Source organism: Caulobacter sp. UNC358MFTsu5.1, from assembly GCF_000712075.1.
Lineage (GTDB): Bacteria > Pseudomonadota > Alphaproteobacteria > Caulobacterales > Caulobacteraceae > Caulobacter.
The window spans coordinates 328,180-352,540 of the sequence record NZ_JONW01000005.1 but is presented as its reverse complement, the minus strand read 5'-3'; the positions used below and the strand labels follow the sequence as shown (position 1 = coordinate 352,540).

General features: G+C 69.8%; 23 protein-coding genes. 11 read left to right on the top strand and 12 right to left on the bottom strand.

Features of this window, described 5'->3' with window-relative positions; all coding sequences use genetic code 11:
* The first annotated feature begins 23 nt into the window (after positions 1-23).
* Positions 24-626, top strand: coding sequence for a TetR/AcrR family transcriptional regulator (locus BR39_RS0103745; RefSeq protein ID WP_029907880.1), 603 nt, complete (start codon positions 24-26; stop codon positions 624-626).
* Positions 627-683: 57 nt separating this feature from the next.
* On the opposite strand, the gene BR39_RS0103740 is transcribed toward BR39_RS0103745, so the two are convergent.
* On the bottom strand, positions 684-1,022 hold the full coding sequence (locus tag BR39_RS0103740; RefSeq protein ID WP_029907878.1) for an endonuclease domain-containing protein: 339 nt from the start codon (positions 1,020-1,022) through the stop codon (positions 684-686).
* A gap of 136 nt (positions 1,023-1,158) precedes the next feature.
* Positions 1,159-2,766, bottom strand: coding sequence for a serine hydrolase (locus BR39_RS0103735; RefSeq protein ID WP_029907876.1), 1,608 nt, complete (start codon positions 2,764-2,766; stop codon positions 1,159-1,161).
* A gap of 125 nt (positions 2,767-2,891) precedes the next feature.
* On the opposite strand from BR39_RS0103735, the gene BR39_RS0103730 reads away from it, so the two are divergent.
* Positions 2,892-3,635 carry a DUF2059 domain-containing protein gene (locus BR39_RS0103730; protein ID WP_029907875.1) on the top strand — a complete coding sequence of 248 codons (744 nt, stop codon included), beginning with the start codon at positions 2,892-2,894 and terminating at the stop codon, positions 3,633-3,635.
* Positions 3,636-3,748: 113 nt separating this feature from the next.
* Here the strand turns inward: BR39_RS0103730 and BR39_RS0103725 are convergent, their stop codons facing one another.
* A complete protein-coding gene (locus tag BR39_RS0103725) occupies positions 3,749-4,324 on the bottom strand; it encodes an SH3 domain-containing protein (protein ID WP_029907872.1) in 576 nt (191 codons plus the stop codon).
* Between the two features lie 250 nt (positions 4,325-4,574).
* Here BR39_RS0103725 and BR39_RS0103720 point away from each other — a divergent pair, with 250 nt between their 5' ends.
* Positions 4,575-5,972 (top strand): hypothetical protein, encoded by a 1,398-nt coding sequence (locus BR39_RS0103720; protein ID WP_029907870.1) that lies wholly within the window; start codon positions 4,575-4,577, stop codon positions 5,970-5,972.
* 139 nt (positions 5,973-6,111) lie between these two features.
* Here the strand turns inward: BR39_RS0103720 and BR39_RS26355 are convergent, their stop codons facing one another.
* The 3 genes from BR39_RS26355 to BR39_RS0103705 form a co-directional block, all read right to left on the bottom strand.
* Positions 6,112-7,089, bottom strand: coding sequence for a hypothetical protein (locus BR39_RS26355; protein ID WP_029907868.1), 978 nt, complete (start codon positions 7,087-7,089; stop codon positions 6,112-6,114).
* Between the two features lie 195 nt (positions 7,090-7,284).
* A complete protein-coding gene (locus BR39_RS0103710; RefSeq protein WP_051695143.1) occupies positions 7,285-7,764 on the bottom strand; it encodes a hypothetical protein in 480 nt (159 codons plus the stop codon).
* 162 nt (positions 7,765-7,926) lie between these two features.
* Positions 7,927-8,553, bottom strand: a complete 627-nt coding sequence (locus BR39_RS0103705) for a glutathione S-transferase family protein (RefSeq protein ID WP_029907865.1) — start codon at positions 8,551-8,553, stop codon at positions 7,927-7,929.
* A 147-nt stretch (positions 8,554-8,700) separates the two neighbouring features.
* Between BR39_RS0103705 and BR39_RS0103700 the strand changes: the two genes are divergently transcribed.
* Positions 8,701-10,383, top strand: a complete 1,683-nt coding sequence (locus tag BR39_RS0103700) for an acyl-CoA dehydrogenase family protein (protein WP_029907863.1) — start codon at positions 8,701-8,703, stop codon at positions 10,381-10,383.
* Between the two features lie 273 nt (positions 10,384-10,656).
* On the top strand, positions 10,657-11,001 hold the full coding sequence (locus BR39_RS26675) for a hypothetical protein (protein ID WP_029907862.1): 345 nt from the start codon (positions 10,657-10,659) through the stop codon (positions 10,999-11,001).
* Between the two features lie 7 nt (positions 11,002-11,008).
* Here BR39_RS26675 and BR39_RS0103690 read toward each other — a convergent pair whose 3' ends face one another.
* The 3 genes from BR39_RS0103690 to BR39_RS0103680 are packed head-to-tail and all read right to left on the bottom strand — an operon-like array spanning position 11,009 to position 12,688.
* Positions 11,009-11,464 carry a hypothetical protein gene (locus tag BR39_RS0103690; RefSeq protein ID WP_029907860.1) on the bottom strand — a complete coding sequence of 152 codons (456 nt, stop codon included), beginning with the start codon at positions 11,462-11,464 and terminating at the stop codon, positions 11,009-11,011.
* Entirely contained in the window at positions 11,380-12,144 is a 765-nt protein-coding gene (locus BR39_RS0103685) for a hypothetical protein (protein ID WP_156035571.1), read from the bottom strand. Before BR39_RS0103685 ends, BR39_RS0103690 begins: the two co-directional genes overlap by 85 nt.
* 43 nt (positions 12,145-12,187) lie before the next feature.
* Positions 12,188-12,688 carry a type II CAAX prenyl endopeptidase Rce1 family protein gene (locus BR39_RS0103680; RefSeq protein WP_029907856.1) on the bottom strand — a complete coding sequence of 167 codons (501 nt, stop codon included), beginning with the start codon at positions 12,686-12,688 and terminating at the stop codon, positions 12,188-12,190.
* A 94-nt stretch (positions 12,689-12,782) separates the two neighbouring features.
* On the opposite strand from BR39_RS0103680, the gene BR39_RS0103675 reads away from it, so the two are divergent.
* Positions 12,783-14,333 (top strand): lipopolysaccharide assembly protein LapB, encoded by a 1,551-nt coding sequence (locus BR39_RS0103675; RefSeq protein WP_051695142.1) that lies wholly within the window; start codon positions 12,783-12,785, stop codon positions 14,331-14,333.
* Between the two features lie 8 nt (positions 14,334-14,341).
* Here the strand turns inward: BR39_RS0103675 and arsH are convergent, their stop codons facing one another.
* The gene (gene arsH / locus BR39_RS0103670; RefSeq protein ID WP_029907853.1) at positions 14,342-15,082 is read right to left on the bottom strand and encodes an arsenical resistance protein ArsH; all 741 of its coding nucleotides are present in this window, start codon (positions 15,080-15,082) and stop codon (positions 14,342-14,344) included.
* A gap of 54 nt (positions 15,083-15,136) precedes the next feature.
* On the opposite strand from arsH, the gene BR39_RS0103665 reads away from it, so the two are divergent.
* From BR39_RS0103665 to arsC, 3 genes are read left to right on the top strand one after another with little or no spacing between them, the layout of a single operon-like run.
* Positions 15,137-15,508: a helix-turn-helix transcriptional regulator gene (locus BR39_RS0103665; protein WP_029907851.1), complete on the top strand. Its 372-nt coding sequence runs from the start codon at positions 15,137-15,139 to the stop codon at positions 15,506-15,508.
* A 2-nt stretch (positions 15,509-15,510) separates the two neighbouring features.
* Positions 15,511-16,182 (top strand): MIP/aquaporin family protein, encoded by a 672-nt coding sequence (locus BR39_RS0103660; protein ID WP_029907849.1) that lies wholly within the window; start codon positions 15,511-15,513, stop codon positions 16,180-16,182.
* The gene (arsC, locus tag BR39_RS0103655) at positions 16,179-16,592 is read left to right on the top strand and encodes an arsenate reductase (glutaredoxin) (RefSeq protein ID WP_029907847.1); all 414 of its coding nucleotides are present in this window, start codon (positions 16,179-16,181) and stop codon (positions 16,590-16,592) included. Before BR39_RS0103660 ends, arsC begins: the two co-directional genes overlap by 4 nt.
* Before the next feature lie 7 nt (positions 16,593-16,599).
* Here arsC and BR39_RS0103650 read toward each other — a convergent pair whose 3' ends face one another.
* Positions 16,600-18,135: a response regulator gene (locus BR39_RS0103650; protein ID WP_029907845.1), complete on the bottom strand. Its 1,536-nt coding sequence runs from the start codon at positions 18,133-18,135 to the stop codon at positions 16,600-16,602.
* Positions 18,136-18,362: 227 nt separating this feature from the next.
* Between BR39_RS0103650 and BR39_RS0103645 the strand changes: the two genes are divergently transcribed.
* Together BR39_RS0103645 and BR39_RS0103640 are read left to right on the top strand one after the other, a co-directional pair.
* Positions 18,363-20,714 carry an arylsulfatase gene (locus tag BR39_RS0103645; RefSeq protein WP_029907844.1) on the top strand — a complete coding sequence of 784 codons (2,352 nt, stop codon included), beginning with the start codon at positions 18,363-18,365 and terminating at the stop codon, positions 20,712-20,714.
* Between the two features lie 217 nt (positions 20,715-20,931).
* Entirely contained in the window at positions 20,932-21,372 is a 441-nt protein-coding gene (locus tag BR39_RS0103640; RefSeq protein ID WP_029907842.1) for a hypothetical protein, read from the top strand.
* Positions 21,373-21,468: 96 nt separating this feature from the next.
* Here BR39_RS0103640 and BR39_RS0103635 read toward each other — a convergent pair whose 3' ends face one another.
* Positions 21,469-24,285 carry a TonB-dependent receptor gene (locus BR39_RS0103635; RefSeq protein ID WP_029907834.1) on the bottom strand — a complete coding sequence of 939 codons (2,817 nt, stop codon included), beginning with the start codon at positions 24,283-24,285 and terminating at the stop codon, positions 21,469-21,471.
* Positions 24,286-24,361: the final 76 nt, after the last annotated feature.

Genomic DNA, 24,361 nt, shown 5'->3' with positions numbered 1-24,361 from the left:
GCAGGCTATCCGGGGGGACATGCGTGGGCGTAAGAGACGAGCAGAAACAGGCGACGCGCGAGAAGGTTCTCGAGGCCGCTCGCGACCTGTTCAACGAGACAGGCTACGAAGAGACCACCATCCGGGCGATCGCCGAACGGGCCGGGGTTTCTGTCGGCAGCGTCTTCACCACCTTCGCCTCCAAGGCGGAGGTGCTCAGCCATGTCATGGATAAACGCCTGGGCGACCTCTACGCCGAGTTCGACCGGGTCGTGCCCTTCCTGCGCGGCTCGACGGCCGACCGGCTGTGCTCGATCTTCGCCATCCACTACGAGTTCGAGACCCGGCGGGTGAAGCTGTTCCTGGCCCATATCGCGGCCTCCTACAGCCCCAGCCAGGACCCCGGCGTCACGCCGTACGGCCGCAACGAGCCCCTGACCGAGATGCTGCGCGACGTCCTGCTGGGCGGCGTCGAGCGCGGCGACGTCCGCCCCGACCTCGACCCGCAGCTGGCCATCGACGTGCTCAAGGCCGCCTACGCCTGGAACTACCGCCTGGCCGCGTGCCGCCAGGCCACGGCCGCCGAGCTGTCGGCGATGATGGACAAGCAGATCCTGTTCATCGCCCAGGGGTGGCGGGTAACCTAGCACCCTCTCCCTTGGGAGAGGGAGGGGCCCGCCGCGAAGCGGTGGGAGGGTGAGGGGTTAAAACCTCAGCCGGAGCGCCGCGCCAATGGCCTCGGCGGCTCCACCGGGATCGGACAGCACGGCCTCGTTGTCGAACCGCAGGACATGGAAACCGCAGCGCTCCAGCACCTCGGTCCGGGTTTGGTCATGCAGGAAGCGATCCTCGTGTGAAGCGCCGTCGAGCTCGACGATCAGCTTGGCGTCCCGGCAAACAAAGTCAGCGAAGTAGCGGTCGATAGGAACTTGGCGACGAAACTTGTACCCGTCGAGGCGGCGTCCACGCAGGATCGCCCAGAGCCTTTCTTCGGCCAAGGTCTGGCTCTGACGCAGGCGACGGGCGTTGACGATCCGGTCCACGGCGAGAGCTTGGCCTTGGCCCGGCCAATGGCAAGCGAAGTAACGGGCGTTTCGCTTTTCGCGGCTTTACCCCTCACCCTCCCAACGCTGCGCGTTGGGCCCCTCCCTCTCCCCTTCGGGAGAGGGTTTTCGCCCCCTACACCCGCACCAGCTTCAGATCCTGATAGTCGTACGAGAAGTCCGCCAGGGGCGAGACCGCCCGCATGGTCGCGCCGGTGACCTTGCCGTCCTTCACCGAGAACACCACGAAGGCGTCCTCCTGCGAGCGGTCTTCGAACCGCGTCTTGAAGGTGTCGCCGTCGAAGGTCTCCAGCGCGCCGCGCAGGGCGGGGGTCTTGTCGAAGGCGATCTTCAGCCCGGCCTTCTTGCCCTTGCCGGACACCGAGACGGTCACCGTGCCGTACCAGGGGTCGCGGTAGGTCCCGGCATAGGCGGCCAGCGGCAGGGTGGGGGCCACCCCGCCGCCCTTGGGCGTCACCGCCTCGGCGGCCTCCTTGATCGTCTTGGCGTCGTTCTCGGCCTGGACCTTCCGGCTCGACGCGATCCAGTCGAAGTCGCTGCGCCCCTGCAGCCGGTCGGGACCGCCGTAGCGCAGGGACCGGAAGACCGGCGCCTCCTCGGCGTTGGTCATCACCATGATCCCCGACTTCCGGCCCGGCAGCAGGCCGGTATAGGAGATGAAGCCGGCCAGGCCGCCCGTGTGCCAGACGATCTTCTCGCCGCGGTGGTCGTTGACGAACCAGCCCAGGGCGTAGGCCTGCAGCGAAGCGCGCACCGGATTGTCGGCGGTCGGGCCGTCGGACCAGGCGGTGATGGTCTGGGGCTTCCACATCTCGCGGCCCGAGGCCTCGGTCCACAGCTTCACCCCGCCCGGCGTCGTGCCCAGGCCCAGCTGGACCTGCATCCACTTGCCGATGTCGCGCGGGCTGGCGTTGAGGCCGCCCGCCGCGCCGGCCGAGTCGAAGCTGCCGTCGAACGGCAGCACCGTCTGCGGCCCCAGGCCCCGCACCGGCGGACCCATCCGGGCGTGCGGCTCGGCCCGCGAGCGGCCGCCGATCAGCGAGGGCAGGGGCACGCTGTCGGTCATCTTCAGCGGGTCCAGGATCCGCTTCTGGATGAACACCTCCCACGGCGCGCCGGTGACGGCGGCGATCACCTCGCCGGCGGCCACGTACAGCACGTTGTCATAGGCGTAGCCGCCCCGGAACTGGCCGCCGATCGGCAGGTACTTCAGCCCCGCGACGATGTCGGCCCGGCTGTGGGTGGGGTTGGGCCAGATCATCAGGTCGCCGGCCCCCAGAGTCAGGCCCGAGCGGTGGCACAGCAGGTCGCGCACGGTCATCAGCCTGGTGACGACCGGGTCGCTCATCTCGAAGGCCGGGAGGTACTTGGTGACCGGGTCGTCCCATTTGACCTTGTCCTCCTCGACCAGCATGGCCAGGGCGGCGGCGGTGAAGGCCTTGGTGTTGGAGGCCACGCCGAACAGGGTGGAGTCGGTGACCCTGTCCGGCGCGCCCAGGCGCTTGACGCCGTAGCCCCTGGCCAGGGTGATCTCGCCGTCCTCGACCACGCAGATCCCCAGGCCCGGCTCGTCGGGGAAGGCGGCCATGACCTCCTGGGCGAACTGGTCGACCGCCGCGCCGGCCTTGCCGGCCTGGCGTGCGAAGGCCGGTTTCGCCAGCGCCGCGGCCCCGACGGTGGCGAAGGCCGACAACAGGGCGGCGCGGCGGGTGGTGGCGATCATGGTGGCGTCCCGGAAAAGTCAGGCCCGCACTGAAGCCTAGCCGCGGAGTCGGGGCAAGGCGGAGCGCGGCGCCTGGGCGGGCGCGCGAAGCGGTGCTATGGCGGCGACCATCGAGGGGGAGTTCCATGATCCAATTCCGCAAGGCCGTCCTGTCCGGCCTGGGCGTCGTCGGCCTGCTGGCGGGCGCGTCCCCGGTCTGGGCGCAGGCCGCGCCGCCGGCTCAGCCGCAAGCCCAGACCCAGATCCAGGCCCAGGCGCCAGGCCAGACCGACGCCGAGAAGCTGCAGGCCCTGAACAGCGCGGCGGTCGCCGTCGCCCTGGGGACGCAGCCGATCCCCGCCGACCAGCTCGCCCTGGGCGGCCGCTTCGTCAAGGCGATGAACATCCGCGCCGGCCTGGACGAGACCTTCAAGCAGGCGCTGGCCCCGGCGCGGGACATGACCCTCCAGGGCCTGAAGAACGCGCCGCCCGAGCAGAAGGCCAAGTTCATGGCGGCCCTCGACGACGCCCTGACGGACACGCGCCGCGACATGGTGGACAAGATCATCCAGGGCCTGGACCGCTACTACGCCGCCCGGCTGACGGCCGAGCAGCTGACCGGCGCCCTGGCCTTCTACGAGTCGCCCCTGGGCCAGAAGACGGTGCGCACGCCCGACGCCCTGACCGAGGCCGAAAAGCAGGAGGCGGGCATGACGATGATGCGCAATCCGGCGATCCTCGACGTGCTGGGCGCCACGATCGGCAGCATCGAGCTGAGCCAGTCCCTGAGCCTCCGCGAGGTGTCCGGCGCGACCGAGCGGTTCAAGGGGCGGCTGTGCGCCGCGCTCAAGCCCCGGGGCATCGCGTCCACGGGCTGCCCTAAGGCCTGAAAGAAGGCCTGAGGCCGCAACGCAGCGAGCCCGCCTGCCGGGGGGACAGACGGGCTCGCCTTACGCTTACTGCACCCGGGCCCGACGCTAAGCGGCCCGTTCCGGAAGGACGCCTACGCCCGGTAGACGTAGGCGCTGGAGACGTAGCCGACGCCCACGCCGTCCTGGCCGACCAGGATCCACTTGCCGTCGCCGGTGCGGCCCAGGGCCTGGAAGGTCTGGCCGGCCTCGACCGTGCCGACGGCCTCGCCGCGGGTCGAGGCGGCGGCGCGCAGGTTCAGGTTCGAGCGGGCGACGTACTTGCCCTTGATCTTGGTCATCGGGGCGGCGTCGACGCTGTTCGAAACCCGGATGCCGTTGCTGGTGTAGACGCCGCCGGCGTTGTTGGCGGCGCGGGTCTTCTGCATCTGGCAGCCGGCGTAGGAGCCGGCGCCCGCGCCGACCACGGCGCCGATGGCGGTGCCCGTGCCCCGGTCGTTCTTGGCCAGCTTGTTGCCGGCGACGGCGCCCAGCAGGCCGCCGATCACGGCGCCGGCTTCCTGCTTGCCGCCCGAGGCGTTGCAGCCGATGACGCCGCCCAGCTTCTGCGACATGGCGCTGGCGGTGGTGGGCGCCGTGGCCAGGGTCAGGGCCGTGGCGGTCATGGCCAGGCCGGCGATCGCTTTCTTGAAGGTGATGGTCTTGGTCATGGTCTTCGTCCTTCGTCCCTTGAATGGTCCGGAGCCGTCGGCCCCGTGAGACGCACCATGCCAAGGCGAAGCTGAACCGCGCCGACAGCTGGACCGACAGAATTCGTTCATCTGAGAATTTTTCGGGAGGCGGCGTCCGCGCGCCCCCGGCTCCCGCGCTCTATTGACGGTCGAGCCGCGCGGTGAATACTACCCATGAGGGCGATGTCGACGAATGTGCGCGAAAGTCGTCCCTATGGGAGGAACGGCTATGCGCAAGATCGGTCTGATCGCGGCGTCCGGACTGCTGGCCCTGACGGCGGCCTGCGAACAGGGGACCAAGACCTCGGGCGAGGGCGCGCCGGCCCCGGCCACGCCGGGCGTGGTGACGCCGGTGCCGCTGCCGGTCGGTCCGAACTTCCCGGTGCCCACCGCCACCATCAACGCCTGGATCGACGCCGGCGACACCGCCTCGATCCGCGGCCACGCCTGGAGCCTGTGGCAGGCCATGGCCGCGCCGTCCGGCCAGAAGTTCAACGACCAGGAGCTGCCGATCTGGGAAACCTGGGCCGGGCCCAACGACGTGTTCCCCACCAACCTGGCGGCCGTCCAGGCCGGCACGAACGGCGTCAGCCTCGAGGCCCGCCTGGCCAAGCCGCGGGTGATCCGCAACTTCGCCGCCCCGCTGCAGTTCCACCACGCCAAGGGCGTCAAGCTGGGGGCGCTGGGCACGTTCGGAAATTCCGACGTCACCGCCGACAACAAGTTCAACCCGCAGGCCGCGACCTTCATCGACTCGCCGCAGGCGGGGCCGGGCGGGGCCAAGTACGACTACAGCACCCAGTCGGGCCTGACCAAGCTGAACGCCTCGTGGCCGACGGGGACCACGCCCCAGAACCGGGGGATCAACGAGTTCCCGGTCCAGGCCATCGAGCTGAAGCCGGTGTTCGGCACGGTCGCGGCCAAGGGCCTGACGGTGCAGCCGCTGTGGCAGGGGCCGGGCGGCTCGACCAACCCGACCAATCCGACGATCCGCACCTGGACGACCTGCATGCTGGTCTCGCCGGACGGGACCGGCCCGGTGCGGCCCGCCACCCCGGCCGAGATCGCGAGCGTCAGCACCGCCGGCACGGCCTGCAAGACCTTCCTGTGGACCCCGCTCAGCACCCTCTACGCGGTGCGCCTGACCGCCCCGGAAGCCAAGAACTTCGCCGCCGCCACCGGCAAGACCGTGGCCGAGGGCGACTACGCCGTGCTGCTGGCCATGCACGTCAACACCAAGGAGATCCCGTTCTGGACCTGGCAGACCTTCTGGTGGCAGCCGGGCGGCGACACGCCCAACGGCTTCCCCGGCAGCAAGCAGGGCCAGCCCACCTCGCTGGGCGGCCCCTGGAGCAACTACGCCGCCTGTACGGCCTACAACCAGACCACCACGCCCAGCAGCCAGACCATGCAGGTCTGCTTCAACCCCTATCTGGAGACCGATCCCAGCATCCCGGCCGGGATCACCTCCAACTGCATGAGCTGTCACGGCGTGGCGGTGGTGGGTAACAGCCAGCCCTATCCGGCCAACTACAACAAGCCGATCGCCTTCTTCACCGACCCGACCTACTTCAGCACCACGGTCACCCACACCGACTTCTCGTGGGCGGTGGCGACGTCGCCGTAGGGGGGCGGCGCCCAACGTTGTCATCCCGGAAAGCGCGCAGCGCTTGTCCGGGACCCAGGTGAACCGCAAGGCCTCAGCCCAGTCCCCTGGGTCCCGGACAGCCTCTGCGAGGCTTCCGGGATGACAGCGTGAGGGGCCCTCAGACCGCCTTGTCGACCTTGTCGCCGATCACGTAGGGCTCGAGGATGGCGCGAGGCGTCCCGTCCGTGCGCGGCGCGTCCTTGCGGGCCTTTTCGGCCTGTTCCTTCGCCTCGGCCCGGGCCTCGGCGGCCTTCCGCAGCATCCTGAGGGCCGCCGCCGCGAGGCCATCGCCCCGGTCGGGCGAGGTGAGGGCGTCCAGGGCCTGGGCTTCGGGCGAGGCGTCGTTCGCCGCCGCCGCGCCATCGTCGGCGACCTTGGCGCCGGTCTTGGCCGGGGTCGCGGTCTTGCCCGACCCGCCCTTCTTCTCGGTCTCGTCCATGGCGATCATCTTGTCGACATTGACGATGTCGACCTGCATCTGGGCCTTCCACTGGTCCAGCGAGGTCACGCCCGCGCCGATCGTGCCGTCCGCGCTGGCCGTGCCGGCGAAGACCATCTGCTGCTCCAGCGGCGACAGGGCGTTCAGGTGCGCCAGGTTCTTGCGCGGCACGTTGGAGCGCATGTCCTGCGACAGGCTCCAGCGGTTGAAGTCGTCGGCGGCCTTGCGGATTTCCGTGCTGATCGCGCCGCCGTCCATGATCGCGGCGTAGGCCTTGCGGTCCTCCGGACTGCTCTGGGTCCACCAGGTCCTGTCGTCGTCCAGGAAGATCGCCTTCTGCACATCGACATAGGCCTGGACCTGTTCGGCCTTCGGGACGCCGGACCCGTCGGCCAGCTTCAGCAGCAGCGACTTGATCCGGTCCAGCGGGCCGGCCGAGGGGGCGTCCTGGGCGCCGGACGTCAGTTGCTCGACGGCGTCCTGCATCGGCATCGCGGCCAGGGCGGCCTGGGCCGCGCGGGCCTCGGGCGACAGGGTCACGGTCACGGCCGGCGCGGCGGGCGGCGCGGCTTGCGGCGCGTCGGCGGGCGCGGGCGTCGGGGCTTGCGCGGCGGCGTTCGGCGCGGTGGCGTTCGGCGTCGTGGCGGAAATCTGCACGGGCGCTCCAGGACTGTGCCGAGGGGGCTCGGCCCCGTCAGGCTAGTCCCGGAAGCTAAACCAGAAGTTACGCGCAGTGTCAGGTTGCTGTCGCGGGGGCCGCTGTGGGGCCACGCAACGAAAAGGCCCCCTCCGCGAGGGAGGGGGCCTGTCGCTTCCGAACCCGAAAGCCTGGCCGCCGGCGGCGCCGGCGACCTAGTCGATGTCGCCGGGCGGGGACGGTAGAGGAGTCGGCAAGCTCGTATCCTGATCGACGAAGGCGGTCATGATTGTCCCCTTCTGGATGCTGACGTCCTTGCCCCGGATGAACGGCGCGGCCGGCCAGAACAGGATCACCGTGGCGACCGTCGCGCCCACGCGGGTTTCACCCTTGGACCCCTTGGTGGCGCGGAGCTTGATGCGGTCGTCGCCGACCTTCAGGTAGACAAGGCGAACGTTCAGCTTCCCGTTCTTGCCGAGCGCCCCGTTGTCGCGAGCCTCGACGACCTCGCCGACCCCGCGATATCCGGCCCGCAGGACCGTCCCGTCCGACAGCTTGAGGTCCTCGTCGAGGCTGATCGAGAAGCGATCGCCCTCGTGGCTGCTCTCGGACGACAGCTTCTCGTCGATGCTGATCACCATTTCAGTGCCCTCCGGCACCTTGATGGTCTGGGCGCTGGCGGTTGTGGCGGCCATGACGAACAGCGCCGCAAAGGCGGCTTTATGAAATAATTTCAAAGTGTTTCCCCCCGCGGGCCCCATCCCGCGCGGCCACCTAAACCGATATCGTCAAGCTTGTGAAGCGCGGGTGAGCACGCGGCTGTGTGTAACTGTGGGGCGAGCGGCGCCGCGTGGGCGCTATTCCCCCAGCTTGTAAGGCCCGCTCTTCTCCAGCGCCGTCTTCCACGCCGGGCGGGCGTGCATGCGGCGGATCCAGGCTTCCAGGTTCGGATAGTCGGCCAGCTTGCCGTGGGCCTTGGCGACCTCGGCGACGAAGCTCATCTGGATGTCGGCGCCGGTCAGGCCGTCGCCGACGAAGAACTGGCGGCCCTCCAGCGCCCCGTCCACATAGGACAGGTGGTTGGCCATCTCGCTCTCGATGCGCGGGTGCAGCGGCGCGCCCGCCGCGCCCAGCCGGCCGACATACATCCGCAGCAGCATCGGCAGCATGGCCGAGCCCTCGGCGTAGTGCAGCCACTGCTGGTAGGCGTCGTAGTCCGCGCTCGCCGGGTCGGGCGCCAGCCGGCCGCCGGCATGGCGGCGGATGACGTAGTCGGTGATCGCCCCGCTCTCGATGATCGTCGTGGAGCCGTCGGTCAGCACCGGCGACTTGCCCAGCGGATGGACGTGCAGCAGGGCGGGCGGGGCCAGGCGGGTCTGGGGATCGCGCTCGTAGAAGCGGATCTCGTAGGGCAGGGCCAACTCCTCCAGCAGCCACAGTATGCGCTGCGAGCGCGATTCGTTGAGGTGGTGGACGACCAGCATCTGTTTCTCTCCCCTGGGCCCTGGTGAACGCGCCCGGGGGAACTTTCGCCCCCGTCGGACCGATTTATGTTGCAGTGCGGCATTGCTCGCAGCTGCGAAAGGCTCCACAGTGAAAGAAAACAACTGTTTGCCGCACGGGAGCAAGCCATGACGAGCACGGACACCCAGACCCTCATCCTGCCGGGCCTGACCGTGCTGCTGCGTGAAGCCGCCGGCGCGGCCCAGCTGTTCGTGGCCGAGGCCAAGCCCGAGGTGAAGGCCGCCATCACCGGCGCGAACGGCAAGATCGATCGCGCCCTGGCCGACGAGCACCAGCACCAGGTCCACGGCTACGGCTGGTACGCCGCCTATGCCGAGCTGCTGAACCAGGTCGCCGGCTGGGCCGAGCGGCTGGAGGCGGAAGGCCGGTTCGGCGAGATCGAGGCCCTGCTGGCCCAGCTGCTGTTTTCCGAATACGCCGCCCAGCTGATCGGCGGCGTCCCGATGAACCAGGGCGAGATCGTCCGCCCCGCCCACCTGGTCAAGGACCGGGGCGTCATGAACCGCCTGTTCTCGAACGGCATCATGAAGCTGATGGTCGAGGGCGGGACCCAGGCCGTGAAGACCCGCGTCGCCAAGCGCCTGGCCGAGGCGCGCGGTCGCCCGACGCTGGAGCACACGGGCCTGGACGAGACCTTCGAGATGATCCGCGACCAGTTCCACGCCTTCGCCGAGGAGAAGGTCACGCCCTTCGCCCACGACTGGCACCTGAAGGACCAGCTGATCCCCATCGAACTGGTCGAGGAGCTGGGCGCCCTGGGCGTGTTCGGCCTGACCATCCCCGAGGAATACGGCGGCAGCGGCCTGGGCAAGACCGCCATGTGCGTGGTGTCGGAAGAGCTGTCGCGGGCCTGGATCGGCGTCGGTTCGCTGGCCACGCGGTCGGAGATCGCCGGCGAGCTGATCCTGACCGGCGGCACGGAGGAGCAGAAGCAATACTGGCTGCCGAAGATCGCCGACGCCTCGATCCTGCCGACCGCCGTCTTCACCGAACCCAACACCGGCTCGGACCTGGGGTCCTTGCGCACCCGCGCCGAGCTGAAGGGCGAGCAGTACGTGGTGACCGGGAGCAAGACCTGGATCACCCACGCCGCCCGCGCCGACGTCATGACCCTGCTGGTCCGCACCGACCCGGCCACCACCGACTATCGCGGCCTGTCCATGCTGCTGGCCCCCAAGCCGCGCGGCGTCGACGGCGACGACTTCCCGGCCCAGGGCATGAGCGGCGGCGAGATCGGGGTGATCGGGTATCGCGGCATGAAGGAGTTCGAGCTGGGTTTCGACGGCTTCGAAGTGCCCGCCGAGAACCTGCTGGGCGGCGTGCCCGGCCAGGGCTTCAAGCAGCTGATGGCCACCTTCGAGAGCGCCCGCATCCAGACCGCCGCCCGCGCCGTGGGCGTGGCCCAGGCGGCGCTGGAGACCGGCCTCGGCTACGCCCTGGACCGCAAGCAGTTCGGCCAGGCGATCTTCGAATTCCCGCGCGTCCACAACAAGCTGGCCATGATGGCCGCCGAGATCATGGGCGTGCGCCAGCTGACCTATTTCGCCGCCCGCCAGAAGGACGAGGGCAAGCGCTGCGACCTGGAGGCCGGCATGGCCAAGCTGGTCGCCGCCCGCGTGGCCTGGGCCGCCGCCGACAACGCCCTGCAGATCCACGGCGGCAACGGCTTCGCGATGGAATACGTCGCCAGCCGCCTGCTGGCCGACGCCCGCATCCTCAACATCTTCGAGGGCGCCGGCGAGATCCAGGCCCAGGTCATCGCCCGGCGCCTGCTGGAAGAGGGGAACTAGGCGCCCAAAGAAAAAGCCCGCGAACCGGGTTCGCGGGCTCTTTTCTGCGGCGGAGGCCGGCGCGCTTAGGCGGCGCGCTGGGCCTTGATGGCCGACAGGGTCAGGACGATCAGGCTGAGCATTGGTTTCTTCCGTTCTCGGTTGGACGGGACATCAAATCGTCCCCATGCGCCCCATATGGATGACAACGTTGTCATTTTCAAGGGGTTTTGCTGCGACGCAACATCGCGGGTCGCCCCTTGGCGCCGGCCGTCGCTTCCCCATCTTGAAGGCATGACGGCCCTTCGCCCCACCTTCGCGGTCTTCGCCCTTATCGCCGCCGTCGCCTGCGCGGGCGAAGCCCAGGCGCAGGCGCCCGCGCCCAGGCTCTCCCTGGCCTCGCCCAAGCCCCTGGACCTCAAGGCGCCCGGCCTGCCGGTGCTGTATTCCCGCGCCCCGGCGCCGCTGCCGCCCGGCGTGGCGCGGACCTCGGTGGAGGGCAAGGCCGGCGACGCCCTGCTGGGCGCGGGCCTGCTGTGCGGCCTCCAACCCAACGCCGACGACAGCGGCGCCGGCCGGGCGCGCGGCTACGACCCCGACGGCAAGTTCGTGGGCGCCAAGCTGGGGTTTCGGTTCTAGCCGGGTCCTAGGACGCGTCCTCGGCCGGCGGAGCGGGCGAGGGCGGCGGGACAGGGCTGATCTCGCCCGGTCGGCAGGTCCAGGTGCGCACGCCCTTGACGTAGCGCAGGCCGCGCAGGCCCTCGATCACCACGCCCGTCAGGCACAAGCGGCCTTCCAGGGCCAGCTTGCCCTCGTCCAGGCTCAGCGCCCTGACGACCGGCCGGTCCTCGACCGTGGCGTCCAGCAGATAGCCCTTGCTGTACTGGCGATCGGGATCGGGACGCAGGGCGGTGGGAACCGCCGGGGCAAGCGTCCAGCTCCGGGCGTGGAGACGGTTCACCTCGATCTGCAGGAAGCGCTGGCTGAGCGGCATGAGCGCCAGGATGGCCGCCGTCATCAGGGCCAGCGCCCGGTGCGAGTTCGCCCGCCGGCCGCCCAGCAAGGCGTACGGACCCACGGCGACGGCGGCCAGCAGGCCCATGCCCAGCCAATCGGTGTCGGCGAAGGTCTCGATCTGCTGGTCCCAGGCCTGGTCGCCGCCCCACGCCCAGAAGCCGAAGACCGCCGCGGCCACCACGCAGAACCAGCCGATGCCGAGACCGCCCAGCCCCGACCCCCGTCGGGACCCGGCGGCGCTCGACGGGTCCGGCCCGCGTCGGACAGGGCGTCCAGATGCAGGGCCAGGTTCGACAGCGCGCCGCCCCCGTCGTTCTCGGGATCCGCCGACTCGCCCAGCCGTATCGTGAAGCCGTTGCCCGTGACGTCGATCCTGGAGATGTCGAGGTCCAGCAGGTCCAGCACGGCCCGCCGGGCTTCGGGGCTGTCACCCAGGGCGCGCGCCAGGGCGTCGTCGTCGGTGATCAGATAGACCCGGCGGTCGAAATCGGCGTCGCCCGTCTGGGGCTCGACCGCGTAGCCGATCCGCTTGGCCAGCCGGTCGAAGCCGCCTTCGCGCACCAGGCTCGCCGGCGCCTTGCCGCGCCGCGTCAGGGTCACGGTGGAGGTGTAGCGGCTGTAGCCGCGCCGCAGGCCGAACCGCGCCCCCGCATAGTACAGGTCCCAGCCGCCGGGGGCGGTGGCGCTCCAGTCGCTGTCGCCTTGATCGGTCCAGTGCAGCATCCGGATATCGCGGTCTCGGGCGCTGAGATCGGTCGAGGTCATGGCTGAGCTTAGACATGGGGCGGCGCCGGTTCGCAACCGCTCCCTACAGCCTCACCCCGCCCAGCCAGGTCTGCCACACCACCACGAAGCCGCCGTGCAGCAGCACCGCCGGCCACAGCGAGCCCGTGCGCCAGCGCATCAGGGCGCAGCCCAGGCCGAGGAGGGCGGTGCAGGCCAGGAAGTCCGGGCGCAGGAACATGCCCGCCTGGGGCAGGAAGGTCAGGGCCTCCAGCGGATGCCAGGCGACGTAGAGCGCGGTCGAGACGGCGATGGCGATCCACGGCCGCCGGGTCTCGTCACGAGCGGGGACCAGCAGGCCGCGGAACGGGATCTCCTCGCCCAGGGCGGGCACGAACAGCACGGTCAGCAGCCGCAGCGGCAGGCCGGGGACGGTCGGGGTCAGGGCGTAGAGCCCGGTCGAAAAGCCGATGGCCGCCATCAGCCCGCCCACGACCCCGGCGACCAGGCCGCACAGCGCCCAGCCTCGCGCGTCGGGCAGGGTGGTCAGGGACCGGCGCAGGCGCTGGAGCAGGATCGCGGGCATGGCGCCACCCTAGCCCATGCGCCGCCGTCCCCAAGCTTGAGTTTGGACGCCCGGGCGCCCTAACCTGAGGGCGAGTGGCTTTCGGGGGACGGGGATGATCGAGAAGCGGGACGCGGCGGCCGGGGACGGCCGGACCGGTCGTCGTGACGTGATGGCGGGGCTGCTGGCGCTCTCGGCCATGGGAGGCGCCGCCGCGCGCGCCGAAACGACCGGGACGGGCTCGTGGCGACGCGCCGAGACGCCGCGGTTCGTGGTCCACGGCATCGTGGGCGAGGACGTGCTGCGCGACTACGCCGCCAAGCTCGAGGACTTCGACATGGTCCTGCGGTTCATGCACCGCCTGCCGGTCGACGCCGTGCCGCCGCGCAAGCTGGACGTCTATCTGGTGCGCGGCACGCCGGCCCTGCGGCGGGCCATGCCCGGCGCCGACGAGACCCTTCGCGGCTACTACACCACCTCGGCCGGCGGCATCGCCTGCGTCGCCATCGTCGGCCGGGCCAAGGAGGTCGAGAACGACGACGTGATGCTGCACGAGTACGTGCACCACTTCATGAAGCAGTACTTCAACTACGCCTACGCGCCGTGGCTGGTGGAGGGCTACGCCGAGTACTTCATGACCACGGCGTTCGACGGCGACAGCATCGTGGTCGGCAAGTTCAACACCAACCGGGCCTCCTGGCTGATGCAGAGCCGCTGGATGCCGCTGGACAGGCTGCTGACCGAGGCGCCCCGGGTCGACGAGCCGACGGCCGATACCTACTACCCGCTGGCCTGGCTGCTGACCCACTACCTGATGAGCGACCCGGCCCGCTACGCCCAGCTCCAGGCTTATATGAAGGCGGTCGGCGAGGGGACGCCGTCGGTCAAGGCGATGGAGGCGGCCACCGGCCGGAGCCTGGCCGACCTGCAGAAGGACCTGCACGACTACACCCACACCAACCTGCCGGTCCAGGTCTTCACCCGCAAGCGCGCCCGCTCGGTCGAGGTGACGGTGACCACGATGCCGGCCTCCGCCGACGACCTGCTGCTGGAGACGGTCCGGATGATCTCGCCGCCCGGCGACCTGGCGGCGCGCAAGGCCTTCGCCGAGGACGTGGCCAAGCGCGCGGCCCGCTATCCCGACGACGGCCTGGCCCAGCGGGCCCTGGCGCGGGCCCGGCTGCAGGCCGAGGACTTCGCCGCCGCCGACGGCGTGATCGATCGACGGCTGGCGGCCGCGCCCGAGGATGTCGAGGCCCTGGAGCTGAAGGCCCAGATCCTGATGGAGACCGGCGACGCCGATCCCGCCCGCAAGGCGGCGCTGTACAAGCAGGCCCAGGGCGTGCTGGGCCGGGCGTTCAAGATCGACGGCGCCCGCTACCAGATCCTGCTGGCCTACGCCCGGAGCCGCTCGCTGTCGCCGGGCTATCCCAGCGACAACGTGATGGAGGGGCTGCTGCTGGCCAACGAGCTGGCGCCGCAGGTGTCCGAGGTCACCTTCAGCGCGGTCCAGGCCCTGGCGATGCGCGGCGACTACCGGCGCGCCGTGGCCCTGCTCAAGCCCCTGGCCAACGACCCGCACGACGGCAGCAACGCGGCGCGCCAGCTGCTGGCGCGGCTGGAGGCCGAGGCGGCTCGGGCCGGACCCCAGAAGGCGGCGGGCTAGGCTGCGGGCTAGGGCGCGGTGGGCGCCGTCTCGTGGCGCATGGCCTCGGCGGCCAGCGCCACGTGCTCGGGGATGCGGCCGCTGGCCTTGCGCTCGCTGTAGCGGTCGACGAGGTAGTCGGCCCGATCGCGGGTCAGCAGGGTGAACTTCACCAGCTCCTCCATCACGTCCACCACCCGCTCGTAGTAGCTGGAGGGCTTCATCCGGTCGTTCTCGCCGAACTCCTTGTAGGCCATGGCCACAGACGACTGGTTGGGGATGGTGATCATCCGCATCCAGCGTCCCAGCAGGCGCAGGGTGTTGACCGCGTTGAACGACTGCGAGCCGCCGCTGACCTGCATCACCGCCAGGGTCTTGCCCTGGGTCGGCCGGACGCTGCCGATCTCCAGCGGGATCCAGTCGATCTGGGCCTTCATGACGCCGCTGATCGCGCCGTGCCGCTCGGGGCTGCACCAGACCTGGCCCTCCGACCATTGCGACAGGGCGCGCAGTTCCTGGACCTTCGGGTGGTCGGGGCCGGTGGCGTCGGGCAGCGGCAGGTCGCGCGGGTCGAAGATGCGGGTCTCGCAGCCCAGGGCGTCGAGGATGCGGGCGGCCTCCTCGACCAGCAGGCGGCTGAACGAGCGCGCCCGCAGCGACCCGTACAGCAGCAGGATGCGCGGCGGATGGGCGGACGGCGCGGCGACGTCGAGCCGCTCCTGGTCGACCTGGGCCAGGAACTTCGGGTCGAGGTCAGGGAACGGGCTCACGGGCGTCTCCAAATGCGTCATTGAACTGTCAGATATTTCCAGCATATTGGAAATATGGAATCGAAGCCCGCTGTCAACATGCTGTCCGCCCTCGGCCACGAGGGACGCCTGGCGATCTTCCGCCTGCTGGTGAAGGCCGGTCCCGCGGGGATCGCGGCGGGCGATATCGCCCGGACGCTGGACGTCCTGCCCAACAGCCTGTCGGCCAACCTCAACGTCCTGTCGCACGCGGGCCTGATCGTCTCGCGGCGCGAGGGACGGTCGATCATCTACTCGGCCGACTACGACGCCATGAGCGGCCTGCTGGGCTTCCTGATGGAGGACTGCTGCGACGGCGCGCCGGAGATCTGCGCGCCGCTGGGCTCGATCCTGGCCCGCGTGAAGGACTGCTGCCCGGCCTGCGCGCCCGTCGGTTCCGGCGGCTAGCCGTGACGTTCAGCGTCGCGCGCCGCCTCGTCGCGGAAGGCCTCGGCTCGGCCCTGCTGCTGGCGGTGGTGATCGGCTCGGGGATCATGGGCCAGCGGCTGGCCGGCGGGAACGTCGCCATCGCCCTGCTGGGCAACACCCTGGCCACGGGCGCGGCGCTGGTGGTGCTGATCTGGATGTTCGGGCCGATCTCCGGCGCCCACTTCAACCCGGCGGTGACCCTGGTGGCGGTCCTGCGGCACGACCTGCCGTGGCGCCTGGCCCTGGCCTATCCGCCGGTCCAGGTGGCGGGCGCGGTGCTGGGCGTCTGGGCGGCCCACGCCATGTTCGGCCAGCCGATCCTGCAGGTCTCGACCAAGCTGCGCGGCGGCGGGGCCCAGGCCTTCGCCGAGGTCGTGGCGACCTTCGGCCTCGTCGCCGCCATCCTGGGCGTGAGCCGCTTCCGGCCCGAGAGCACGGCCATGGCCGTCGGCCTCTACATCACCGCCGCCTACTGGTTCACGGCCTCGACCTCTTTCGCCAACCCGGCGGTGACCCTGGCCCGCGCCCTGTCGGACTCCTTCGCCGGGATCGCGCCCTCCAGCGCCCCCGCCTTCATCCTCGCCCAGTTCGTCGGCGCCCTCCTCGCGGCGGGCATCTTCGGCTGGCTCCTCAAGCCGGACACGACCCCATGAGCGACGCCGATTTCCCCATCGTCATCTTCCACAACCCGGCTTGCGGGACCTCGCGCAACACCGTCGCCATGGTCCAGGCCGCCGGCTACGCGCCGCAGGTGGTCGAATACCTCCAGGCCGGCTGGACCCGCGACCAGCTCCGCGACCTGGCGGGCAGGGCCGGCCTGACCTTGCGCCAGTTGCTGCGGGAGAAGGGGACGCCGGCGGACGCGCTGGGACTGCTGGCCGAGGGCGTCGACGAGGCGCGCCTGCTGGAGGCCATGGTCGAGCACCCGATCCTGGTGAACCGGCCCATCGTCGTGACGCCGAAAGGGGTGAAGCTGTGCCGGCCGTCGGAGGAAGTGCTCGACCTGCTGGACCGCAGGCCCGAGGGCTTCACCAAGGAAGACGGCGAGGTCGTGAAGCTCTAGCGGCCCGCTAGGCCGCGGCCTCGGCGTCGCCGTCTTCGTCCCCATCGTCATCGCCCAGCAGGGCCGACAGCACCACGGCCAGGCGTTCCGGCTTGATGGGCTTTTCGACCACGTCCTGCATGCCGGCGGCGATGTAGGTGGCCACGTCGTTGGGGTCGGCGTTGGCGGTCAGGGCGACGATCGGCGCGGCGCCGGCCCGGCCGGGCAGCTCGCGGATGGCGCGGGTGGCGGTGACGCCGTCCATGCGCGGCATCTTGATGTCCATCAGGATCAGGTCGAAGCGGCCCGACTTGGCGGCCTCGACGGCCTCGACGCCGTCGGCCACCTGTTCGGACGTGCAGTCGAACATCTCGCACAGCGCCTCGGCGACCATGCGGTTGGTGGCGTTGTCGTCGACGATCAGGATGTGGGCCGAGCGGGCGTCCAGCACCGGCTCGTCGTCGTGCTGGTCGGCGAGGATCGCCTCCGGGACGGCCACGGCGAACTGCAGGGTCAGGCCGGCGCCCATGTTGGCCTCGGCCCGCAGCGGGCCGCCCATGGCGCGGGTCAGGCCGTGGGCCAGGGCCATGCCCACGCCCAGGGCCAGCTCGTTGCTGTCCTCGATGCTGCCGGCGCCCAGCGGGGCCAGGACGCGCGCCAGGCGGGCCTCGGCGGCGCCGGGGGCGTTGTCGCGCACGCGGCCTTCCAGCAGCAGGCCGTTCTCGACGGCGTGGGCCTTGAGGCTGGCCTCGATGACGCCGCGGCCGCTCGCCAGGGCGCTCTCGATCAGGGCGTCGAACACCTGCAGCACGCGGTCGGCGTCGATCAGGGCGGCCGCGTCGGGCGGGCCGTCATAGGAGAACAGCAGGGTCGAGCCGCCCTCGGCGGCGCGGGGCGCCCAGCGGGCCTCGACGGCGTCGCTGAGGTCGCGCAGCAGGGCCGGGGCGGGCGACAGGGTCAGGCCGCCGGTCGCGGCGCGGCGCAGGTCCATGGCCCGGCCCAGCACCTGGCTCATGTCGCGGCTGGTGTCGCCGATGGCGCGGACATAGGCGGCGGCGTCGGGCGTCAGCCGCGACTGCTCCAGCCGCTCGGTGAAGGCCAGGACGCCGTCCAGGTGATGGCCGATGTCGTGGGCCATGCGCTCGACCAGGGCCATGGCCTCGTCGGCCTCGCGCTGGCGGCGGCGGTGGGAGGTGAGCAGCGACTCCAGCCCGCCGACGCCGACATAGTCGCCGGCCTCGTCGACGGCGACATAGGCGCTGCGGAAGATCGGGGTGGTGCTCTGGGCCAGGCGGTCGACGAAATCGGCGGCGGTCACGCCGGCGGAGACGGCGCGCGGTTCGCGGTCCATGACCTCGGACACCGGGCGGTCGGCCAGGGCGGGGGCGACGGCCATCTGGGCCAGGAACACGTCGCGATAGACCAGGCCCGCCGGCTTGCCGTCCACGACCACGGGGAGGGCGGCGGCGCGCGGAGCGGCGTCGAACATCGCCACGACCTCGGCGCACGGGGTCGCGGGGTCGATCGGGGCTCGGCGGTCGATAAGGCGGGCGAGCGTGTCCATGCGGCCGTTTGGCGGAACGTCTTTGGGACCTCACCTTCGCCTGTTGGCGTTGCGGAGTCGTAAATGGTCAGGGTTTTTGGGGATTTGGAGTCGAACGGGGCGGTCGCCGTCGCCGCGACGGAAAACCGGGAGATGCGTCGATCGCTCTAGGGGCTTCACCCCATGGCGAGCTGGCCGCCGCGCTGGCTAGCTCCTGCGCGAGTTCGACCGCTTTCCAGGAGACCGCTATGGCCGACGCCACCGACCGCTCGCGCCTGCCTCTGCCCGAGCCGCCATTCCAGGGCGTGATCGGCAAGACCTACCTGGACTCCAAGGAAGACTGGCCCAAGGTGCCCAAGCCGCCCGAGGGCGCGCCCAACGTCATCGTCATCCTGCTGGACGACGTGGGTTTCGGCCAGGTCAGCACCTTCGGCGGGCCGGTGCCGACCCCGGCCCTGGACAAGCTGGCGGCGCGCGGCCTGCGCTACAACCGCTTCCACACCACGGCGATCTGCGGACCGTCCCGCGCGGCCCTGATCACCGGGCGCAACCACCACAACTGCGGCGTGGGCTTCCTGTCGGAGTGGGCGACGGGTTTCCCCAGCTACAACAACATGATCCCCAAGAGCACGGCGACCATCGCCTCGGTGCTGCGCGGCAACGGCTACGCCACCTCGTGGTTCGGCAAGAACCACAACACGCCCGACTGGGAGAGCAGCGTCGCCGGGCCCTTCGACCGCTGGCCCACGGGCCTGGGCTTCGATTACTTCTACGGCTTCATCGGCGGCGAGACCCACCAGTACTATCCGGTGCTGTTCGAGAACACCGTCGCGGTCGAGCCCCACAAGTCGCCCGAAGAGGGCTACCACTTCATGGAGGACATGACCGACCGGGCCATCAACTGGATGCGCTACAGCAAGGCCGTGGCCCCGCAGAAGCCGGTCTTCCTCTACTTCGCCCCCGGCGCCGCCCACGCCCCGCACCATGCGCCCAAGGCCTGGCGCGAGAAGTTCGCCGGCCAGTTCGACGCCGGCTGGGACGCGGTGCGCGAGGCGACCTATCGCCGTCAGCTGGAGGCCGGGGTGATCCCGCCCGACACCGCCCTGACCCCGCGTCCCGACTGGGTGAAGCCCTGGGACAGCCTGTCGGCCGACGAGCGCAGGCTCTACGCCCGGTTCATGGAGAACTTCGCCGGCTACCTGGCCTATGCCGACAGCGAATGCGGCCGCCTGATCGAGGCGGTCGAGGCCCTGCCCGACGCCGACAACACCCTGATCCTCTACATCGTGGGCGACAACGGGGCGAGCTCGGAGGGCGGCTTCACCGGCACGGTCAACGAGATCATGAACCTCAACGGCGTGCCCTCGAAGCTGGAGGACAACCTGGCCAAGCTGGACGAGATCGGCGGGCCCGAGACCGAGCCGCACTATCCGCTGGGCTGGGCCTGGGCCGGCAACGCGCCGTTCCAGTGGGTCAAGCAGGTGGCCTCGCACCTGGGCGGCTCGCGCAATCCGATGGTCGCCGCCTGGCCGGCCAGGATCACCGACCACGGCGGGGTGCGCGACCAGTTCACCCACCTGATCGACATCATGCCCACCATCCTGGACGTCGCCGGCATCCCCGCGCCGGCCTTCGTCGACGGGGTGGAGCAGAAGCCGCTGGACGGCGTGGCGATCACCTCGACCTTCGCCGACCCCAAGGCCCGCCCGGTGCGCGAGCGGCAGTATTTCGAGGTCTTCACCAACCGGGCGATCTACGACAAGGGCTGGATCGCCTGCGCCCAGCACACCCTGCCGTGGCGCCAGGACCTGGCTCCCGGCCACTGGGAGAACGATCGCTGGGAGCTGTACCACCTGGACGAGGACTTCTCCGAAGCCAACGACCTGGCCGCCGTCCATCCCGACAAGCTGGCCGAGCTGAAGGCGGTGTTCGACGAGGAGGCCCGCAAGAACAACGTCTATCCGTTCGACGACCGGGGCTCCGGGCGCCTGGCCACGCCCAAGCCCTCGCCGGGCGGGGCGGACCCGAACCGCACCCACTTCACCTACTACGCCGGGGCCTCGCGCCTGGCCGAGACGGCCTCGCCCAACACCAAGAACCGCTCGCACCGGATCACGGCCGAGATCGAGATGCCGGAAAAGGGCGGGGAGGGGATCATCCTGGCGGCCGGCGGCGCCTCGGCCGGCTACGCCCTGTACGTCCAGAACGGCAAGCTGGCCTATCACTACAACTGGTTCGAGCGGCAGCGCACGGACGTGATCTCCAGCGTCCCCGTGCCGCCGGGCCGCAGCACGGTGTCGATGGAGTTCGCCTATGACGGCGGGGGCCTGGGCAAGGGCGGCGAGGCGGTGATCGGCATCGACGGCAAGGAGGTCGGGCGGGCGCGGATCGAGAACACCGTCGCCGGCCGCTTCGGCATCGACACCTTCGGGGTGGGCTCGGACACCGGCTCGCCGGTGGGCAAGAGCTACAAGACCCCGTTCCGCTTCACCGGCAAGGTGCTGCGCGTCGACGTCGTGCTGGGTCCGCGCGAGCTGTCGCCGGAGGACGAGGCAAGGCTGCACCGCATGCACACCGCCTTCGCCGACAGCCACGAATAGCCGGCGGTTTCTCCCCCGACCCCGGCTACGACTTCAGGCGGTCACGCGGCGACGCGTACCGCCTGTTCTTTTGGCAGGAAGGTGGGACGTCGCGCGAAACCTGCCGTAGAGCGCTCGACGAAATTCCCTTCATACGGGTGACATGTTCGCGACGCCACCATCGGGCGTGGCCGCACTCCGCGGTCGATTGCCCGAACCCTGGATCGAGGACCCACCGATGCCCCAGTCCATCAAGCTGAAACTGACGGTCTATCAGCCCGAGATCATGGCCGGCCCCGGCGAGCAGGTCGGCTTCGAATACGACCTGACCCTGGTCGTGCCGGACGAGCTGGCCGCGAAGACGACCGGGGATCCGGCGGCCTCGATCTCGACTGCGCGATGCGAGGTGGTCCCGGTGACCGGGACGCTGGAGTTCCCCAACCCGGCCGCGCCGGTCATCTCGCCGTTCACCGGCGTGCTGTTCATCTACGACAACGCGCCGCTGATCGGCTTTCCGCTGACGGTGGTCGCGGCCAGCACGGGCGACCTGCTGAAGTTCAACATGAACCTCTGCTTCCCGGCCTCGCCCCTCTACAGCTACAGCGGCACCATCATGTTCGGCGAGTGGCCGGGGCCGCTCAGCAACGTCACCGCCAGCTTCCTCTGCCCGCAGACCTGATCCCGGACCCCCAAACAGAAAGGGCGACGGATCGCTCCGCCGCCCTTGGTAGGGCGCTCCCGGGTCGCCCCGGGAGCGATGGTTCGAGACCGAGGCCTAGAACCGCTTGGTCAGGGCGACGCCGTAGGTGCGCGGCTCCAGCGTGATCAGGTTGGTGAACAGGCCCGAGCTGTCGTCGGTGGTGTAGGCGTCGGTGATCGGCGTGTCGTTGCCGATGTTCTTGACGTAGGCGTCGATGCGGAAGCCCCACTCCGGCTTCTCGATCTTCAGCGTGACGTTGGCGTTCTCCCACGACTTCAGGCGGTCGTACGCGGTGTTGTAGACCCGCGCGTACTGTTCGCCCTGGTAGTAGTAGTCGCCGCGCAGGGTGGCCGACCAGCCGCCCGAGAAGTCCCAGGTGTACTGGGCGCCGACCGAGGCGGTCCAGTGCGGCGAGTTGGGCAGCTCGTTGCCCGACAGGTCCGCGGCCTTGCCCTCGATCGAGTAGCCCGAGCCGTAGTTGAACATCGCGTTGCTGATCGCGTTCGCGAAGACCAGCGGCACGCCGCGGCTCTGCAGGAAGGCGGTGTAGAAGGCCTTGCCGCCGCAGGCGAAGGGGACGGTGGCGCCCAGGGCCGGGTTGACGGTCAGGGCCGTGGCGATGCCCGCGCTGGCGACCACGCAGTTGGAGCCGACGGCCACGCCCGGGATGCTGGGGCCGGCCTTGACCACCTGGTACAGCGGGTTGGTCTGGGTGCGGTCCATGGTGTCGATCGACGACACGCCGTCGGCGATCTTGGTGTGCAGATAGCCGAGGTTGGCGTTGATGCGCAGGTTGTGGACCGGCGACCAGACCGACTCCAGTTCCAGGCCGTAGACCGTGGCGTCGATGTTCTCGTTGACCGAGGTGCGGCTGACGATCTTGGAGATCTGGTAGCCCTGGTAGTCGTAGTAGAAGCCGGTGGCGTTCAGCTGCAGGCTGCCGCCCAGCAGGGTGTTCTTCGACCCCACTTCGAAGGCGTTGACGAATTCCGGCGCGAACGTCGGCTTGACGGCCGAGCCGACCGCCGCCGGCGGGTTCGAGCCGCCGCCCTTGTAGCCCTTGGAATAGAAGGCGTAGAGCAGGTTGTCGTCGCTGAGCTTGTAGTCGAAGCCGAAGCGGCCGGTCAGCTCGTTGAAGACCGACTTTTCCTGCGGGTTGGTGGCGCTCTGGGTCAGGCCGATGCCCGGCGCCAGCAGCACGGTGTCGTACACGTCCAGGCGCTTGTCGTCGTGGGTGCGGCGCAGGCCCAGGGTGAACTTCAGCTTCTCGTTGGCCTGCCAGTACAGTTCGCCGAAGATGGCGTTCGACTTCAGGTGATAGGGCGAGCGGTTGTCATAGTAGTTGTGGCCGCTGCCGTCCGGCGTGGCGTTGGTGTCGATGCCGATGCAGCTGGTGGGCAGGGCCGTGGGGCTGCAGTTCGGGTTGCCCGTGTTCTGGTAGTTCAGGGCCAGGGCCGAAATGGTCAGCGAGTTGCCGATCACGTAGTAGTCGGTGACCGTCTTGTAGTCGAACCAGATGCCGCCGACGTTGAAGTTCAGCGGGCCGTCGAAGTTCGACTGCAGGCGGACTTCCTGGCTCCACTGCTCGGAGCTGCCCGAGGAGACGTCCAGCGTCGTGAACTTGTTGGTCGTGCCCACCTGCGGGTCGGTGAAGAAGCCGCCCGGCGTGAACGGGGTGTTGTTGAACGGAACGGTCGAGACGTTCCGGTTGTAGTCCAGCTTCGTATAGACGCTGCCCTTGCTGTACGAGGTCAGCGACGTCAGCGTCAGGTCGTCGGTGAGATCGTATTCCAGGTTGAACTGGTAGACGTTGGATTTCGACTGGTAGATCGGGTCGAACAGCGTCTCGATCTCGCGCAGGTTCCGGCTGGTGGTGTCGCCGAGGTTGGCGTCGCCGCTGGTGAAGCCCACCAGGTTGCCCAGCTCGCCCGTCAGGGTGCCCGAGGTGTTGACCGTGCCGTAGGCGCTGTCGCCGTACAGCGAGGCGGGCAGACAGCCCTGGGTCAGGAACGGACGGGCGGTGCCGGTGGCCACGCCGCCGATGGTGGCCGGGCCCAGGTCCTTGGTGCAGAGCTGCTTGCCGACGCGGGCGCGGCTGTCGTCTTCCTTGAAGTGCTCCCACATGAAGTTGGTGCGCAGGGTCTCGATGGGATTGAACATCACCGAGACGCGGGTCGAGTACAGGTCGCGGTCGTCGACCTTGTGGTTGTTGAAGGTGTTGGTGACGTAGCCGTCGCGCTTGAGATAGTTGCCAGCCACGCGGATCGCCAGCTTGTCGCCGGCGATCGGCATGTTGATCATGCCGCGCAGCTTCTGGGTGCTGTAGTTGCCCACCTCGCCGGTGACCTCGGCCTCGAAGCTGTCGGTCGGCTTGGCGGTGATGACGTTGACCAGACCGCCGGTGGCGTTGCGGCCGTAAAGGGTGCCTTGCGGGCCGCGCAGCACTTCGACGCGCTCCACGTCGAAGAACTCGGCGTCGAACAGGTTGCCCGACTGCATCGGGGCGTTGTTCAGGTGGACGCCGACGCCGGCGTCGGTCGACACGCCCACGGCCTTGTTGCCGATGCCGCGGATGGCGAAGTTGAAGCTGTTGGTGAAGTTGCCCTTGGCGAAGGTGACGTTCGGAATGGCCTGTTGCAAGTTCGGGCCGCCGTCGATCTTCTGCGCTTGCAGGCTGTCCTGGCTGAAGGCCGACACCGCGATCGGCACGTCCTGCAGCGCTTCTTCCTTCTTCTGGGCGGTGACGACCAGTTCCTCGAGCACGTTGCCGCCGCCTTGCTGGGCGGACGGGGTCGATGCGGTTTGAGCAAAGGCCGGAGCGGCGACGGCGGCCAGCACGGTCACGGACGCGCCCATGGCCAGCAGGCTCCGCATACGCAGAGATCGCGACATTCTATTCCCTCCCTGGACGTCGCGGCTCCTTATGGCGGGGCCTGCGGACGCCTGTTGTTTCCTCGGCGCCGTACTT

Excerpts from the sequence above, each read along its gene's own strand:
- BR39_RS0103720 (WP_029907870.1), top strand. The coding sequence starts at position 4,575 with ATGCGCAAGATCGGTCTGATCGCGGCGTCCGGACTGCTGGCCCTGACG.
- BR39_RS0103680 (WP_029907856.1), bottom strand. The coding sequence starts at position 12,688 with ATGCCCGCGATCCTGCTCCAGCGCCTGCGCCGGTCCCTGACCACCCTG.
- BR39_RS0103730 (WP_029907875.1), top strand. The coding sequence starts at position 2,892 with ATGATCCAATTCCGCAAGGCCGTCCTGTCCGGCCTGGGCGTCGTCGGC.
- arsC (WP_029907847.1), top strand. The coding sequence starts at position 16,179 with ATGAGCGACGCCGATTTCCCCATCGTCATCTTCCACAACCCGGCTTGC.
- BR39_RS0103675 (WP_051695142.1), top strand. The coding sequence starts at position 12,783 with ATGATCGAGAAGCGGGACGCGGCGGCCGGGGACGGCCGGACCGGTCGT.
- BR39_RS0103710 (WP_051695143.1), bottom strand. The coding sequence starts at position 7,764 with ATGGCCGCCACAACCGCCAGCGCCCAGACCATCAAGGTGCCGGAGGGC.
- BR39_RS0103690 (WP_029907860.1), bottom strand. The coding sequence starts at position 11,464 with ATGGGCCTGCTGGCCGCCGTCGCCGTGGGTCCGTACGCCTTGCTGGGC.
- BR39_RS0103635 (WP_029907834.1), bottom strand. The coding sequence starts at position 24,285 with ATGTCGCGATCTCTGCGTATGCGGAGCCTGCTGGCCATGGGCGCGTCC.
- BR39_RS0103700 (WP_029907863.1), top strand. The coding sequence starts at position 8,701 with ATGACGAGCACGGACACCCAGACCCTCATCCTGCCGGGCCTGACCGTG.
- BR39_RS0103640 (WP_029907842.1), top strand. The coding sequence starts at position 20,932 with ATGCCCCAGTCCATCAAGCTGAAACTGACGGTCTATCAGCCCGAGATC.
- BR39_RS0103650 (WP_029907845.1), bottom strand. The coding sequence starts at position 18,135 with ATGGACACGCTCGCCCGCCTTATCGACCGCCGAGCCCCGATCGACCCC.
- BR39_RS0103685 (WP_156035571.1), bottom strand. The coding sequence starts at position 12,144 with ATGACCTCGACCGATCTCAGCGCCCGAGACCGCGATATCCGGATGCTG.
- BR39_RS26675 (WP_029907862.1), top strand. The coding sequence starts at position 10,657 with ATGACGGCCCTTCGCCCCACCTTCGCGGTCTTCGCCCTTATCGCCGCC.
- BR39_RS0103705 (WP_029907865.1), bottom strand. The coding sequence starts at position 8,553 with ATGCTGGTCGTCCACCACCTCAACGAATCGCGCTCGCAGCGCATACTG.
- BR39_RS0103665 (WP_029907851.1), top strand. The coding sequence starts at position 15,137 with ATGGAATCGAAGCCCGCTGTCAACATGCTGTCCGCCCTCGGCCACGAG.
- BR39_RS0103645 (WP_029907844.1), top strand. The coding sequence starts at position 18,363 with ATGGCCGACGCCACCGACCGCTCGCGCCTGCCTCTGCCCGAGCCGCCA.
- BR39_RS0103725 (WP_029907872.1), bottom strand. The coding sequence starts at position 4,324 with ATGACCAAGACCATCACCTTCAAGAAAGCGATCGCCGGCCTGGCCATG.
- BR39_RS0103735 (WP_029907876.1), bottom strand. The coding sequence starts at position 2,766 with ATGATCGCCACCACCCGCCGCGCCGCCCTGTTGTCGGCCTTCGCCACC.